Annotated in this window: 14 protein-coding genes; 6 read left to right on the top strand and 8 right to left on the bottom strand. The window is 62.5% G+C overall.

The genetic code is table 11. The features are described from left to right. The first annotated feature begins 29 nt into the window (after positions 1-29). From BG60_RS20620 to BG60_RS20605, 4 genes are all read left to right on the top strand, one after another. Positions 30-2,093, top strand: a complete 2,064-nt coding sequence (locus BG60_RS20620; RefSeq protein WP_008348566.1) for a heavy metal translocating P-type ATPase — start codon at positions 30-32, stop codon at positions 2,091-2,093. 27 nt (positions 2,094-2,120) lie between these two features. Next, on the top strand, positions 2,121-2,462 hold the full coding sequence (locus BG60_RS37015; RefSeq protein ID WP_075583526.1) for a double zinc ribbon domain-containing protein: 342 nt from the start codon (positions 2,121-2,123) through the stop codon (positions 2,460-2,462). A 66-nt stretch (positions 2,463-2,528) separates the two neighbouring features. Further along, positions 2,529-3,014 (top strand): hypothetical protein, encoded by a 486-nt coding sequence (locus BG60_RS37010; RefSeq protein ID WP_075583525.1) that lies wholly within the window; start codon positions 2,529-2,531, stop codon positions 3,012-3,014. Between the two features lie 88 nt (positions 3,015-3,102). After that, the gene (locus tag BG60_RS20605; RefSeq protein ID WP_034472583.1) at positions 3,103-5,082 is read left to right on the top strand and encodes a PhoX family protein; all 1,980 of its coding nucleotides are present in this window, start codon (positions 3,103-3,105) and stop codon (positions 5,080-5,082) included. Positions 5,083-5,159: 77 nt separating this feature from the next. Here the strand turns inward: BG60_RS20605 and BG60_RS20600 are convergent, their stop codons facing one another. From BG60_RS20600 to BG60_RS20575, 6 genes are all read right to left on the bottom strand, one after another. Then, positions 5,160-5,339 carry a hypothetical protein gene (locus BG60_RS20600; RefSeq protein ID WP_241484872.1) on the bottom strand — a complete coding sequence of 60 codons (180 nt, stop codon included), beginning with the start codon at positions 5,337-5,339 and terminating at the stop codon, positions 5,160-5,162. A gap of 204 nt (positions 5,340-5,543) precedes the next feature. Further along, positions 5,544-6,104: a PAS and helix-turn-helix domain-containing protein gene (locus tag BG60_RS20595; RefSeq protein WP_008348559.1), complete on the bottom strand. Its 561-nt coding sequence runs from the start codon at positions 6,102-6,104 to the stop codon at positions 5,544-5,546. Between the two features lie 75 nt (positions 6,105-6,179). Further along, positions 6,180-7,151: a dipeptidase gene (locus BG60_RS20590; protein ID WP_008348557.1), complete on the bottom strand. Its 972-nt coding sequence runs from the start codon at positions 7,149-7,151 to the stop codon at positions 6,180-6,182. Between the two features lie 13 nt (positions 7,152-7,164). Further along, positions 7,165-8,526, bottom strand: a complete 1,362-nt coding sequence (locus tag BG60_RS20585) for an MFS transporter (RefSeq protein ID WP_008348555.1) — start codon at positions 8,524-8,526, stop codon at positions 7,165-7,167. Positions 8,527-8,680: 154 nt separating this feature from the next. After that, entirely contained in the window at positions 8,681-9,556 is an 876-nt protein-coding gene (locus tag BG60_RS20580) for a glycine betaine ABC transporter substrate-binding protein (RefSeq protein ID WP_008348553.1), read from the bottom strand. Positions 9,557-9,770: 214 nt separating this feature from the next. Continuing rightward, positions 9,771-11,255, bottom strand: coding sequence for an MmgE/PrpD family protein (locus BG60_RS20575; protein ID WP_034472580.1), 1,485 nt, complete (start codon positions 11,253-11,255; stop codon positions 9,771-9,773). Between the two features lie 164 nt (positions 11,256-11,419). Between BG60_RS20575 and BG60_RS20570 the strand changes: the two genes are divergently transcribed. After that, on the top strand, positions 11,420-11,866 hold the full coding sequence (locus tag BG60_RS20570; protein ID WP_008348550.1) for an SRPBCC family protein: 447 nt from the start codon (positions 11,420-11,422) through the stop codon (positions 11,864-11,866). An 82-nt stretch (positions 11,867-11,948) separates the two neighbouring features. Continuing rightward, a complete protein-coding gene (locus BG60_RS20565) occupies positions 11,949-12,281 on the top strand; it encodes a DUF2322 family protein (RefSeq protein ID WP_008348548.1) in 333 nt (110 codons plus the stop codon). Positions 12,282-12,341: 60 nt separating this feature from the next. Here the strand turns inward: BG60_RS20565 and BG60_RS20560 are convergent, their stop codons facing one another. Further along, the gene (locus BG60_RS20560; protein WP_008348547.1) at positions 12,342-13,694 is read right to left on the bottom strand and encodes an MFS transporter; all 1,353 of its coding nucleotides are present in this window, start codon (positions 13,692-13,694) and stop codon (positions 12,342-12,344) included. A gap of 119 nt (positions 13,695-13,813) precedes the next feature. Next, complete coding sequence (gene kdgD / locus BG60_RS20555; protein ID WP_008348545.1) at positions 13,814-14,731, bottom strand: 5-dehydro-4-deoxyglucarate dehydratase; 918 nt, start codon at positions 14,729-14,731, stop codon at positions 13,814-13,816. Positions 14,732-14,820 lie beyond the last annotated feature (89 nt).

Genomic DNA, 14,820 nt, shown 5'->3' with positions numbered 1-14,820 from the left:
CGGTTCGGACGGAGATCGTCATCGACGAGATGGATTGTCCGACCGAAGAGACGCTGATCCGCAAGAAGCTCGCGGGCATGCCGGGAGTCGGATCGGTCGAGTTCAATCTGCTGCGTCGCGTGCTGACCGTCGAACACGATGCCAACGCGCTCGCATCCGTTCTCGATGCGTTGCGCGCACTGGGCTTCACGCCGCGCACCGAACCCCGCAACGACGCGCCCGCAGGCAAGCGCGCGCTGTGGATGCTCGCCTTCGCGTGCGTTGCGGCGGCGGCGTCGGAGGCTGCGAGCGGGTTCGGCGGACCGTCCTGGCTCGTCGTCGCGCTCGCGCTCGCCGCGATCGCTTCGTGCGGCTTCTCGACGTATCGCAAGGGCTTCATCGCCATCAGCAACGGCAACCTCAACATCAACGCGCTGATGAGCATCGCCGTGACCGGCGCGATGGTCATCGGACAGTGGCCGGAAGCCGCGATGGTCATGGCGCTTTTCACGATCGCCGAACTCATCGAGGCGAAGTCGCTGCAAAGGGCGCGCAACGCGATCGCGGGACTCATGAAGCTCGCGCCCGACACGGCGACCGTTCTGCAAGCCGACGGCCTGTGGCGCGCGATGGAAGCGAGCGCGGTCACGCGCGGCGCCGTCGTGCGCGTGCGGCCGGGCGAGCGCATCGCGCTGGATGGCGTCGTCACGTCCGGGCGCTCCGCCGTCAACCAGGCGCCGATCACCGGCGAAAGCCTGCCCGTCGAAAAGTCGCCGGGCGACGATGTGTTCGCGGGCACCGTCAACGAAACCGGCTCGTTCGAGTTTCGCGTATCGGCGGCGGCGAAGGACACGACGCTTGCGCGCATCATCCGCGCGATCGAAAGCGCGCAAGGTGCGAAGGCGCCGACGCAACGTTTCGTCGATCGTTTCGCGCGCATCTATACGCCGCTCGTGCTTCTCGTGGCGATAGCGGTCGCGGTCGTGCCGCCGCTCGCGTTCGACGAGTTGTGGTACGCGTGGATCTATCGCGCGCTCGTGCTGCTCGTCATCGCGTGTCCGTGCGCGCTCGTCATCTCGACGCCGGTGACGATCGTCAGCGGACTCGCCGCGGCGGCGCGGCACGGCATCCTCGTGAAGGGCGGAACCTTTCTCGAACGCGGACGGCGCCTGCGCTGGCTCGCGTTCGACAAGACCGGCACGATCACGCACGGCAAGCCGGTGCAGACGCATTTCGCGCTGCTCGACCGGAGCATGGACGAAGGCCGCGTGCGCGCGATCGCGGCGAGTCTCGCGGGCCGTTCCGATCATCCGGTTTCGCTCGCGATCGCGCAGGCCGCGAGCCAGGACGGCGGGCCGCGCATCGCGGTGGAGGCGTTCGAAGCGGTGCCGGGGCGCGGCGTTCGCGGTGTCGTCGAAGGCCGTGCTTACTGGCTCGGCAATCAGCGAATGATGGAAGACATCGGACGCGGCGCGAGCCATGCGAAGCGCCGGGCTGAAGCGCTGGAGCGTGAAGGCAGGACCGTCGTGATGCTCGCCGATGCGGACAACGTCCTCGGGCTTTTCGCCGTGGCGGACACCGTGAAGGAATCGAGCCGCGACGCGATCGCCCGGCTTCACGCGCTCGGCGTGCAGACGGCGATGCTCTCGGGCGATAACCCGCACACGGCGCGCGCCATCGCGAGCGCGGTCGGCATCGATCGCGTCGAGGCGGGCCAGTTGCCCGAGGACAAGCTGCGCACCATCGAAAGTCTCGGCTCGGACGGCGGCGCGGTCGGCATGGCCGGCGACGGCATCAACGACGCGCCTGCGCTGGCGCGCGCGGACATCGGTTTCGCGATGGGCGCGATGGGCACCGATACGGCCATCGAAACCGCCGACGTCGCGCTGATGGACGACGACCTGCGCAAGATCGCCGCGTTTATCCGTCTTTCGTCGGCGACGCACGCGATTCTCGTGCAGAACATCGCGTTCGCGCTCGTCGTGAAGGGCGTGTTTCTCGCGCTCGCCGTGGCCGGACTCGGTTCGATGTGGATGGCCGTGTTCGCGGATGTCGGCGCAAGCCTGCTTGTCGTCGGCAACGGGCTGCGCATTCTGCATAAGCGCTTCAACTGAGCACCTCACCAGCAAAAGGAGCAAATCATGAGTTTCTTGCGGAAGCTGTTCGAGAACGGTCACTTCGGCGGACATGGCGGGCACGGCGGGCACGGCGGGCACGGCAGCCATCGGAGAGAGCATGACCGGCGTCATCGGGACGGCTATCAGGAATACGACGGCGATGAATCGTGGGGCCGTCATCCCGGCTCGATTCCGCCGCTGCCGCCCGATGTGATCTGCCCGCAATGCCGCAAGTCGAATCCGCCGGACACGGCCGTCTGCAAGCAGTGCGACACGCCGCTCGATCCCAGCCGATGCCCGACGTGCGGCACGTCGATCCAGGCGGGCGCGCGGTACTGCGTCAGTTGCGGGAAGCGCGTGGTTTGATTGTCGGAGCGTGTGGGGAACGCGCCGCCTTCGCAAGACTGGAAGCCAAAAAAAGGCCACTGATGAGTGGCCTTTCTTCGCGATGCGATCAGAACGGTCGCGCGGCGATCGGTTGCACGCCAGCACGCCAGCACGACGGCGCCGGTGACGTCTCCCGTGTTGGGCAGCTTCGCGGCGTACACGATCGCGATGAGAGGATGCGTCGCATTGTTGCCCATCAGCCGCGACATGACGTTCATACCGCCGCCCATGACCTGTCCGCCCGCGAAGACGGTGTCCTTCGTGACGCTTGCGTTGCTGTCGGATCCGATCGGGCGACGTGGCCATCAGATTGGTGCAGGCGAGGGTGCCCGTGCGTTTGGCGAGTGTCAGCGGATTGCCGACGACGTAATGCGCGCCCTGGTTGGCGTTGAAATTGCCGCCGCCGGAATCGGAACCGTCGGTCCAGCGGCCCGATGGCAAAGCCTCAGCGGACATTTCTACGTTCCGGTCGAGGAATCAAGAGATTACAGCGTCCTGTCAAACAAATTTCACATTTCTTTCCTAAAGTAGCGCGTCAACCGGCACATCGGGCTGCAACGGCCCGAAGCAGGGACATTCATCGCCGGTACAAACCCACGATCAAGGACTCGAACCACACATGGCGCTGCCACTCGACCTCTCCCGCCGCAAAGCTCTCAAGATTCTCGCCGGCGCACCGATGCTGCCGCTCGGCGGCGCGACCGCCGCTTCGCTGCTCGCCACCGCATGCGGCGGCAGCGACAGCAACGCGGCGACGAACGCGTCCGCGCCCGCGTCGACGGCTGCGTTCACCACGGCGACGTTCAGCAGCATGGCCGCGCCGACGCTCGCCGATCCCGCGGCGATGGCGAAGACCACCGTCGGCTCGACCATGACCGTGAACTTCAGCGACGGCAGCAATCGCGCGTACAAGCTCGCGTATCAGCCGTTCTTCGTGACGGGCGATGTCGTGCCGAACACGGCCGGCGGCACCATCGTCGCGGGCGGCTATTTCGATATCGACAATCAGCCGATCATCGACAAGTCGGTGGCGGGCAAGGAGCGCCAGTTCTTCTCGGACTGCCCGGACGGCACGTCGCTCATCAAGCTCGACAAGACGACCGTCAAGGGCGTGAAGGGCAACGCCGTGTTCGCCGTCGTGCAGTTCGAATACACGACGCGCGACCAGAACGCCGCGAGCATGTACGGCCGCCTGCCGTCGCCGATCGCCGTGCTGACGCTCGATCAGGATCCGGCCACCGGCAAGCTGACGCTCGTGAGCTACGCGAACGTCGATACGTCGAAGGCGAACGGTCTGTGGATCACGTGCGGCGCGAGCCTCTCGCCGTGGAACACGCATTTGTCGAGCGAAGAGTACGAGCCGGATGCGGCGCTCGGCTCGAAGGACGCGCAGTTCCTCGCGTATAGCCGGAACCTTTACGGCGATCAAACGAAGGCCCGTCCGTATCACTACGGCCATGTGCCCGAAGTCACCGTCAACCCGGACGGCACCGGCACGATCAAGAAGCACTATTGCCTCGGCCGCATCTCGCACGAGCTGATTCAAGTGATGCCCGACAAGCGCACCGTCATGATGGGCGACGACGCGACCAACGGCGGCGTCTTCATGTTCGTCGCGGACAAGGAAGCTGATCTTTCGGCCGGCACGCTTTACGTCGCGAAATGCGCGATGACGTCATCGGCGGGCGCGGGCTCGGCCAATCTGACGTGGATGAACCTCGGCCACGCGACGAGCGATGAAATCGAGAACCTCGCCAACACGCTGACGCTCGCCGACATCATGGATGTCGTCAGCGATGCGACCGTCGGCGCGACGCTCGATGCGAGCTATACGCGCATCAACTACAACGGCGCGTTCAACTGGATTCGCATCAAGCCGGGCATGGAGAAGGCGGCCGCGTTTCTGGAGACGCATCGCTACGCGGCATTGCGCGGCGCGAGCATGTGCTTCACGAAGCTCGAAGGCACGACGGTCAACGCGAAGGACAAGATCGTGTACTCGGCGATGTCGCAGATCGTCAAGTCGATGGTCAAGGGCGACGCGCACGCGGCCGAATTCGCCGTCGACAAGACCATCAACTCCGGCGCGGTGTACGCGTTCAATCTGAAGGGCGGACAGAAGGATCTGACCGGCGCGGCGATCAACAGCGAATGGGTTCCGGTCGACATGGCCGCGCCCGCCGCGCTCGTCGGCGAAGACATTTCCGCCGATGCGCTCGGCAACATCGGCAACCCGGAGCGCATCGCGAATCCGGATAACCTCAAGTTCTCCGAGAAGCTGCGCACGTTGTTCATCGGCGAAGACAGCGGCCGGCACGTCAACAACTTCCTGTGGGCATACAACGTCGATACGAAGTCGCTGTCGCGCATTCTGTCGGCGCCGTCGGGCGCTGAATCGACGGGCCTGCACGCGGTCGACGAGATCAACGGCTGGACCTACGTCATGAGCAACTTCCAGCATGCGGGCGACTGGGAAACGCCGCTGCATTCGAAGGTGCAGGCGACGCTCGATCCGCTGATCCGCGCGAACTACAAGGATCGCTACGGCGCGGCGGTGGGCTATCTGACCGCCGATGCAACCTCGGTCAAGCTGAGTTGACGAGCCAGGGGAAGCGCAACGCTTCCCTCGATGCGTAGCTTCGAGGTGCGTCGCGGACGCGGCGCGCCTCGCGGAGTTCAGCAGCTTTGCTCGTAATCGATATATTCGAAGCCGGCCGCAATCGCATAGCGGATCGCTTCTTCCACGTTCGGAAACTCGCCGGCCAAGCGCACCGAACGCTCCATCCCGTTCAAATCCTGGATTCGCGCCGTCGCGGCAAACGCGTCGCCGTGCCGGACCGCCGCCGGCGTGACCATCATGTCCCTGTAACTGAAGACCATTTCTTCTTTCTCTTCCGGATGTCGTTGGCCCGCGCCGTATGGCTGCGGAACACGCGTTATGAATGTCGAAAAGGCGCGAACGATCTGGCGTCCGGCTCCTTCTGCTTCAGGTTATCGGCATCGGAAAATGCTTCTTTACGCGAGCGCTTTCGTCTGAATATTGCGGCAGTTCGCGCCGATTCAGGCCAGGAGCCGCGCGATCAGGTCTTGTGTGGCTCGCGCGCCGTATTTGCGCAGCAGGCTTGCACGATGGATGTCGACCGTGCGCGGGCTGATGTTCAACTCCTTGCCGATCTCCTTGCTCGTCATGCCATGCACGAGCAGCGCGGCGACGTCGCGCTCGCGCTCGGTCAGCAGGCTTGCGTTGTCTGATTGCTTCGTGCCTTGCGACAGATCCGTGAACGTCCAGACCGCAAGCTCGAAAGGCCGCTTCGGGTTATAGCCGAAGCCGCCGACCGTCACCCAGAAGTAGCTTCCGTCGACGCGCCGCATGATGCGGTCATCGCTGAATACGGCATGCTTTGCAAGCAGCGGCGCCAGACGATGACCGGTGGTGGTGAAATCCTTCTGCTCGGGATAGAGCTTCGAGAACGACTGCTCGATGATATCGCTGCGTTTTGCCCTGAAGAGTTCCAGCGCGCGTGCATTGCAGTCGACCATGATCCGCTCTCTCGCGACGATGACGGCCACGGGCAAATGCCTGAACAAGTCCTCGTAGTCGAGCTTGGGCGAATCGGTCATGTCGGGAAGATTGTCGCGTCTGGCGAAAAGTTACTGTAACACCGAGGTTCGGCACTTTTCGCACGGACTTTCGCTTCAACCGTTCCAGACTTCACCGAATACGCGCAGCCAGTTTTCGCCCATCACTTTCCTGATGCGAGATTCGCTCCAGCCGGCCTTTTGCATCGCGGCGGTGATGTTCGGAAACTCGCCGATCGTGCGAATGCCTTCCGGATTCACGACCTTGCCGAAGTTCGTCAGACGGCGATAACGGCCCTTGTCATGCGTGATCCAGTCGAAGAACTCGGTGCTATAGCCTTGCGTGAAGTCCGTTCCGATACCGACCTTGTCTTCACCGATAAGATCGATGACGTATTCGATAGCTTCGAGATAATCGTCGACGGTCGCATCGGCGCCTCGTCTCAGGAAGGGCATGAACATGGTCACGCCGACGAAACCGTTCGCTTCGGCAATCTCCTTCAATTGCTCATCCGTCTTGTTGCGCGGATGCTCTTTCAACGTATAAGGGCAGCAGTGCGAGTAGGTGACGGGTTTCTTCGAGCAGGCGATCGCATCGGAAGAAGTCTTCGCGCCCACATGCGAAAGATCGACCATGATGCCGACGCGATTCATCTCCTGAATCACTTCGCGGCCATATCCCGACAAGCCGCCATCCGGTTCATAAGAACCCGTGCCGACGAGATTCTGCGTGTTATAGCAAAGCTGGACCACATTCACGCCCAGCTCCTTGAACACCTCGATATAGCCTAAGTTATCCTCGAACGCATACGCGTTCTGAAAGCCCAAGATGATGCCGGTCTTGTTCTCCTTCTTCGCGCGCAGGATATCGTCGGTCGTGCGTACGAGCGTCAGAATCTCGCTGTATTCGCGGATCTGCTGCTTCATTTCCGCGATGTTATCGATGGTCTTCTGGAAGTCTTCCCACACCGACACGGTGCAGTTCACGGCGGTGACGCCGCCCTTTCGCATGTCTTCGAATACGGAGCGCTCGAACTTCGAGATGTTCAGTCCGTCGATGATGATGCTCGAATCGTGAAGGCTATTCATCGCGTGTATCCGTTCAGATGGTTCTCTTGATGCCGCGCTCGACGGCCGGGCCACTGCTTGCGCTCTTGTTCGACGAACCTGCTTCTTCGAGCGCGGTCTTCGACGTTTCGCGCAGCGAGAGGCCGCCGATCATCGCGAAGATGGATACGGCGATCAGGTAATACGCCGGCGACAGATTCGTTCCCGTTTCCGCGATCAGCCAGGTCGCGACGAGCGGCGCGGTGCCGCCGAAGATCGTGTACGCGAGGTTGTATGTGATCGCGGATGCGGTGTATCGCGTCTTCGTCGCGAACACTTCCGAAAGAAGCGGAGCAGTGACCACGCCCGAAAGCACCGCGCCCACCGCGAGCAGCGCCACGCCGAGCAGCGAAGGCGACAGATTTCCCGATCCGCCGAGCGCGAAGGCGGGATAGACCGAGACGATGATGAAGATGCACGTCGTCGCGATCGTCGCGCGGCGGCCCACGAGGTCGGAGAACAGACCGGCGAGCGGGCACAGCGCCGCGGCGAAGAAGAGCGCGAGCACGGTCACGAGAAGCGATGTTCCGCGCGTCAGATGTCCGGCGACCTGCATGTAGGTCGCGAAATACGTCGTGAACGTGTAGAACGAAAGCGCCGTCACCGAAACGAATGCGCCGAGCTTCAGAATGTTTCCGGACTGCGAATGCAGGGTTTCCATCAGCGGCGCATGCGCGACTTCATGCTTGCCTTCGAGCGCCTGGAATGCCGGCGTCTCGTGCAGATTCACGCGCAGATACACGCCGATGAGACCGACCGGCGCCGCGATCAGGAACGGCACGCGCCAGCCCCAGTCGACCATCGCCGCGGGCGAAAGCGACGATTCGAGCGCATAGGCGACAACGGCCGCGCATGCGAACGAAGAGAACGTCGAGACCGGAACGAAGCTGCCGAAGAACGCGCGGCGTCGGCGCGGCGCGTGCTCCATCACATAGGCGCACGCGCCCGCGTATTCCCCGCCTGCGGAAAAGCCCTGCACGCAGCGGATGATCGTGAGAAGCAGCGGCGCCCAATAGCCGATGCTCGCATAAGTCGGCAGCAGCCCGATCAGCGTCGTGGCGCCGGCCATCAACAGGATGGTGAAAGCGAGCGTGCGCTTGCGGCCGATGCGGTCGCCGACCACGCCGAAGAAGAGGCCGCCGAGCGGACGGAATGCGAAGGCGACCGCGAAGACCGCGAACGTCTTCAGGAGACCGACCGTGGGATCGCCACTGGGAAAGAACTCGCGCGTCAGGATGGTCGCGAGAAAGCCGTACGCCGCGAAATCAAACCATTCGACAAAGTTTCCGATCGACGCCGCCGCGATGACACGTCTCAGCGTTTTGGTATCGACCTCGTGAGTTGCTTGATGTGGCATGGCGCTTCACCCCTTTCGCGTGTCGGATTCGATCCGGATTGAAAGGAGCGTAAGTGCTCAAATTACTTAGGTCCATACGTGCCAATTACCTAGGTAATCGGCGCTCCGACGACGCCGCCGCGCCCGGCGTGCAAGGCCGGGCGCGGCTTCGCGCCTATTGCTGGAGCCACGCCTGGACCTTCTCGGGATGGCTGTCGACGAACTTCTTCGCCGCCGCGCTCCAGTCGTTCGATGCGTTGCCGTCGAGCTCGATCGATTCGACATCGGCCAGCGTCAGCTTGAAGTGCCGGATGAAGACATTCGCGCGCGGAAATTTCGTCGCGAACTGCTTGGAAGAGAAGCCGTGAATCTGCTCGTCGCCGCCGAGCACGCCCTTGGGATCTTTCAGATAACGCATCTTGTACTTCTGCCAGAGCCAGTGCGGACTCCACACCGTCGCGACGATCCAGCTCTTCGATTGATACGCGCGCGCAACGGCGGTCAACATGCCGGCCTCGCTTGCGCGAATGAGGTTATATCCGGCGAGGTCGTATTCCTTCAGCGCCTTTTCCGAAGCGACCATCTCGCCCGCGCCCGGTTCGATGCCCTGAATCGTGCTGTTCAACTTGCTCTTGACTTCGGGCTTGTTCAGATCGCCGATGGACGCCACTTCGCTCTCGGGCACGTAATCCGGCACCGCCCAGCCGATCTTCGCGCCGGAATAGATGACGCCGAGATCTTCCATGTCGTTCTTGAAGCGCGCGTAGTAGGCCGCGTGCGTGACCGGAAGCCACGCGCCGAGCATCAGGTCCACATCGCCGCGCGCGATGCCCTGAAACTGAATGCCGAGGTCCGCCGTGGTCAGGGTAACGGGTTGTTGCAGCTTCGTTTCGAGAACGTACTTCGCGGTATAGACGACCGCCTGCGTATCGGCCCAATTGGCTAGCGTGATCTTGATCGGCTCGACGGCGCTCGCGCACATCGCGAACGTGACAGTGGAGACTGCAACGGCAGCTTTCATGGCGAAGCTCACGGACAAGGCATTCATCATTGACGTTTCCTTGCATCGACAGGTTTTATGGAAGACGCGACGCGATCGATTCTCCTGATCTATAACGCATTCATTTGCGACGGATGATTAAGCAGTTGCAGGCGACGCCCTGCAGCCCGCAGTATTCGGGCGCATTAACGCGACGTCAATGTTCTTTGCTTATATCGTCGGATGGAACGCCGATACATCGAGCTGGCGCTCTTCGGATGAACGATCATCGCGGCAGCGCCGAAGTCGCGATTTCGCTCGCGCTGTCCAGTTGCTCGACGTGCCAGCATTTATCGATCAGCGCGCGCGTTTGCTCCGGCGTGAGGATGCCGTCCGCCAGATCGGAGAACTTGGTTTCGAGCTGCTTGTCGGTCATCGGCACTTGCGTGCTGCCGATCGCGTGTTCGATGTACTTGTGCAGCTTGCGGCCATCCTTCAGCGTGATCGTCACGTCGACCTGTTCCGGCTTGATGGACGGATCGACGATCGCGTTCACCTTGTCGCGCAGCTCGATTGTCTTCGGGTCGCGTACCTTGGCGTCGCTGAACTGTTTCTCGCCCGCCGCGCCGTCGATGATCGCGATCGCCACCGCGTGATAGATGCTGAACTTGCCTTCGAGCCCGATCTGCGGCGTCTTCTTGCCCGTCAGTTCGAGCACGAGTGGATGCACGCGAAGATCGATGCGCGCGATCTGATCCGCGCTCAAGTGTTCCTGATTGCGCAACTGGATCGCTGCATCGATCGACGGATGAATGACGATGCCGCACGCGAAAGGCTTATACGTATTCAACGTCGATTCCCAATGCGAACCGAGGCCCTCCGTGATCTCACGATAATCCTGCTTCGTGCTGATCGTGTTGGCCCAGCCGCGTTTGGCTTCGATCATGCCGTCCGAGCTTGTGTAGTTCTGGCCCGCGAGCAGTGCCGCGAAGATGCCGTTCGCGGCGGCGCGGCCGGGATTGAAGCTCTTGTTCATCGAGCCGAACGACTCGCGCAAGCCGACCGGCTGCGAGGCGGCGAGACCGAGCGCCCAGACCATCTGCTCGACGCTCAGTCCCATCAGCTTGCCCGTCGCCGCCGCCGAGCCGAACACGCCGCACGTACCGGTGATGTGCCAGCCGACATCGTAATGATTCGGATACACCGCATTGCCAATGCGCAACTCCGTTTCGACGCCCAGCACGAGCGCGTTCAGAAAGTCCTTGCCCGTGACGGCGCGATATTGCGAGTACGCCAATATCGCCGACACGACCGGTCCCGCCGGGTGAATGATCGTCTTCAGATGCGTGTCGTCGTAGTCGAAGATATGACTGCTCACGCCGTTGATGAACGCCGCGTTCATGATGTCGAAGCGCTCGGTCCGTCCGAGCAGGTTCGCTTGCGGCGGACCGGAGAACGGCGTGAGCGCGGCGACTGCGCGATTCACGGTCTCGTCGTGCGATCCGCCGACCGCGACGCCGACCCAGTTCATCAACGTCCTGACGCCTTCCTTGCGCACCGGCGCGGGCAGATCGCCATAGCCCGTTCTTACGATGAAGTCCGCAAGAATGCGCGTGACGCGCGGCGGCTTCCCATTCGCCCCACTGGCCGATGCGAAAGCGGATGCAGATGCGGCGTTGCTTGTCTGCGCGAACGCTGTCGTGCCTGCCGCCGATGCGAAAGCGCCTGCTGCGCTGGTCATGAGAAAGCTACGGCGATCGATGTTGGGCATGGAGTCGTTTCCTTGAAATGGCACAAGTGGGAACCCGCGCGCAAGTATCATTCCGCGGCAACGAGGCGAACCAAGGGTTTTCCCGATTCCCTTGCATGTCGATTCACGCTTCGATGCATCGTCGTAGAGATGTGTCCAATTTTTCCGCGAAAGGAGAGCACACCATGGCCACCGGAACCATCCGCCTTCACCGTGTCTTGCGTACGACGCCCGAGCGTCTTTATCGCGCGTTCCTCGAACCCGATGCGATCGCGAAGTGGCTTCCGCCTTACGGCTTCACATGTCAGGTCCATCACATGGATGCGCGCCAGGGCGGCACGCACAAGATGTCGTTCCGCAATTTCGGCACGGGCAATAGTCACTCGTTCGGTGGCGAGTACGTCGAGCTGGTGCCGTTCGAGAAGATTCGCTACACGGACCGCTTCGACGATCCGAACCTGCCCGGCGAAATGCAGGTCACCGTTTCGTTGAAGCAGGTCGTGTGCGGGACCGAGTTGAGCATCGTTCAGGAGGGCGTGCCCGAAGTCATTCCGGTGGAGATGTGCTATCTCGGCTGGCAAGAGTCGCTGGAGCAACTCGCGCGGCTCGTCGAGCCTGTGATCCCCGAGTGACGATGCGCGCGATCGAGCCCTTTCGTTGATCGGATAAGATACGGCGCCCCGCAACATCAATTCATAACGTGGAGTGCTTTTCGTGATCCAGCCGAGCAACGTATTCAAGGATAACCTCGCCCAATTGCCCGCCATCGACGGCATCGAGCGCATCGATCTGGTCGATGGCAAAGGTGACGTGGTCGCGAGCATCGAGAACAAGCCGGGCAAGCAGGGCTCGCTCGCGGTCTATCACTATCTGAAGCAGGCGTTCGGCGCGCTGGACGCGCAAGCCGCCGAGCATGGTCTCGCCGTGTTCGCCGAACATACGGCCGATGCGCGCAATCGCCCGGGCGCGCATCCGAATGTGGATCGGCTGATTGCGATCGTCGATGGCGGCGAGGCGTTGCGGGTCGACGTGGTTCGGGCGCAGTAAAGCAAAAGCCCGTTCTGCCATGAGCAGAACGGGCTTTTACGATTCATCGCTTGCAGCGGATCAGACCCTCAACTCCACCCGCTTGATGTCCTTCACGATCACGAGATAGCTGAACACCGTGATCAGCGCATTGATCCCGACGAACGCCAGCGCGCCATTGAACGAGCCCGACTGCGCGACGAGATAGCCGATGACGATCGGCGTCACGATGCCCGCGACATTGCCGAACATGTTGAAGATCGATCCCGAGAGCCCGATGGCTTCCTTCGGCGACGTATCCGCGACCACGGCCCATCCCAAAGCACCGATGCCCTTGCCGAAGAACGCCAGCGACATCAGCGCGACGACGATCCAGTCCGTGTCGACGTAATTGCAGCCGATGATGCACGACGACAGCAGCATGCCGCCGACGATCGGCACCTTGCGCGCGAAAGTGAGCGACTTGCCGCGACGGATGAGGCCATCGGAGATCACGCCACCCAGCACGCCGCCCGTGAAGCCGCAGATCGCCGGCAGTGACGCGACGAAGCCTGCTTGCAGAATCGTCATGTGACGCGCCTGCACGAGATAGATCGGGAACCACGTCAGGAAGAAGTACGTCAACACGTTGATGCAGTACTGCGCGAGATACACGCCGAGCAGCATCCGGTTGGTCAGCAATTGCTTGACGACGGGCCAGCCCACGCTGTGGGACGTGCCACGCGCCACGCCGCCCGCGCGCTGATGACCGCGCACGAGACCGCCGCCTTCCTCGATGTACTCCAGTTCCTGCCGGTTCACGCGCGGATGATCCGCCGGATTCTTCATCACGGCGAGCCACGTCAGCGCGAGCGCGAGACCCGCAACGCCCATCACGATATAGACGTGATGCCAGCCGAAAGCATGCGTGAGCCACGCCATCAACGGCGTAAAAACGACGGCCGCGAAGTACTGCGCCGAGTTGAAGATCGCCGATGCCGTGCCGCGTTCTTTCGTCGGGAACCAGCTCGCGACGACCTTCGCATTGGCCGGAAACGCGGGCGCTTCCGCCGCGCCCATCGCGAAGCGCAGCACGAAGAGGGCGGTCACGGCGGTCGCCGCGCTGCCGAGCAGGCCTATCGAACTTTGCAGCAACGTGAACAGCGACCACAGGAAAATGCTCGCCGCATACACGCGCCGCGCGCCGAAGCGATCCAGCAGCCAGCCCGCGGGCACTTGCGAGAGCACATACGCCCAGCTGAAGGCCGAGAAGATGTAGCCCATGCGGATCGCGTCGAAACCGAATTCGGCGCGCATCGCGGAGCCCGTCACCGACAAGGTCGCGCGGTCCGCATAGTTGAACGTCGTGATCACGAAGATCAGCAACAGAATGAGATAGCGCACCTTGGTGCGCTTCATGACGTCCGCGGGATTCGCGGTGCGGCTCATCGACATGGACTTCCCCTTTCTTTCCGTACGTGCGAGATGCACGGAGGGCCGCTCGCGCGGCCCTCATCGGCGAAGCGTCACACGGCGTCGTGCGTCCTCGCTTCGCCCGTCTCCTGCCTGTGCCTTTACTGCGCGCCGAGCTTCTTGATGAGCACGTCGAGTTGCTCGAGCTCGTCTTCGGTCAGATCGGTCAGCGGCGCGCGCACCGGGCCCGCATCGTGGCCGACGAGTTTCGCGCCCGCCTTGACGATCGACACCGCATAGCCCGCACGGCGATTGCGGATCTTCAGGTACGGCAGGAAGAATTCGTCGATCAGGCGGCCCGTGGTCGCGTGGTCGTCGGCGGCGATTGCGCGATAGAACTCCATCGCGGTCTTCGGGATGAAGTTGAACACCGCCGACGAGTACACCGGCACGCCGAGCGCCTTGTACGCGGCTGCGTAGACTTCGGCCGTCGGCAGGCCGCCCAAGTACGAGAAGCGGTCGCCGAGGCGACGGCGGATCGTCACCATGTTCTCGATTTCGCCGACGCCGTCCTTGAAGCCGATCAGGTTCGGGCAGCTATCCGCGAGTTGCTCCAGCATGTCGGCGTTGAGCTTCGAATTCGCGCGGTTGTAAATGATGACGCCCATGTTCGGCACGGCGCGGCAGACTTCCTCGGCGTGCGCGCGGATGCCTTCCTGCGACGCTTCGGTCAGATAGTGCGGCATCAGCAGAACGCCTTGCGCGCCTTGCTTCTCCGCTTCCTGCGCAAAGGCGATGGCCGTGCGCGTCGGGCCGCCCGCGCCGGCGAGGATCGGCACCTTGCCGCGGCACACTTCGGTGGCCGTCTTCACGATCTGCGAATATTCGGGTTGCGTCAGCGAGAAGAACTCGCCCGTGCCGCCCGCGACGAACAGCGCTGAAGCACCGTAAGGAGCCAGCCATTCGAGGCGCTCCGCGTACGTGTTCGCGCGGAAGTTGCCTTGTTGGTCGAAATCCGTCACGGGGAAGGAGAGCAGGCCTTCGGAAACGATTTGCTTCAGTTCTTGCGGTGTCGTCATGGTGATGAAGTCTCGATGTTCGGCGACCGGCCGATTGCCGATCTCGTAAGTCATCGTACAACATCGACTGACGTCAGACAATCTATTTA

Source organism: Caballeronia zhejiangensis, from assembly GCF_000698575.1.
Classification (GTDB): Bacteria; Pseudomonadota; Gammaproteobacteria; order Burkholderiales; family Burkholderiaceae; genus Caballeronia; species Caballeronia zhejiangensis.
Note: the sequence above shows the minus strand (reverse complement) of the source record. Positions and strands in the feature narration are given on the sequence as shown.

Bases quoted from the DNA above. Each gene is read 5' to 3' on its own strand.
- BG60_RS20590 (WP_008348557.1), bottom strand. From the start codon at position 7,151: ATGAATAGCCTTCACGATTCGAGCATCATCATCGACGGACTGAACATC.
- BG60_RS37015 (WP_075583526.1), top strand. From the start codon at position 2,121: ATGAGTTTCTTGCGGAAGCTGTTCGAGAACGGTCACTTCGGCGGACAT.
- BG60_RS20605 (WP_034472583.1), top strand. From the start codon at position 3,103: ATGGCGCTGCCACTCGACCTCTCCCGCCGCAAAGCTCTCAAGATTCTC.
- BG60_RS20575 (WP_034472580.1), bottom strand. From the start codon at position 11,255: ATGCCCAACATCGATCGCCGTAGCTTTCTCATGACCAGCGCAGCAGGC.
- BG60_RS20585 (WP_008348555.1), bottom strand. From the start codon at position 8,526: ATGCCACATCAAGCAACTCACGAGGTCGATACCAAAACGCTGAGACGT.
- BG60_RS20560 (WP_008348547.1), bottom strand. From the start codon at position 13,694: ATGTCGATGAGCCGCACCGCGAATCCCGCGGACGTCATGAAGCGCACC.
- kdgD (WP_008348545.1), bottom strand. From the start codon at position 14,731: ATGACGACACCGCAAGAACTGAAGCAAATCGTTTCCGAAGGCCTGCTC.
- BG60_RS20595 (WP_008348559.1), bottom strand. From the start codon at position 6,104: ATGACCGATTCGCCCAAGCTCGACTACGAGGACTTGTTCAGGCATTTG.
- BG60_RS20580 (WP_008348553.1), bottom strand. From the start codon at position 9,556: ATGATGAATGCCTTGTCCGTGAGCTTCGCCATGAAAGCTGCCGTTGCA.
- BG60_RS20600 (WP_241484872.1), bottom strand. From the start codon at position 5,339: ATGGTCACGCCGGCGGCGGTCCGGCACGGCGACGCGTTTGCCGCGACG.
- BG60_RS20620 (WP_008348566.1), top strand. From the start codon at position 30: ATGGATTGTCCGACCGAAGAGACGCTGATCCGCAAGAAGCTCGCGGGC.
- BG60_RS20570 (WP_008348550.1), top strand. From the start codon at position 11,420: ATGGCCACCGGAACCATCCGCCTTCACCGTGTCTTGCGTACGACGCCC.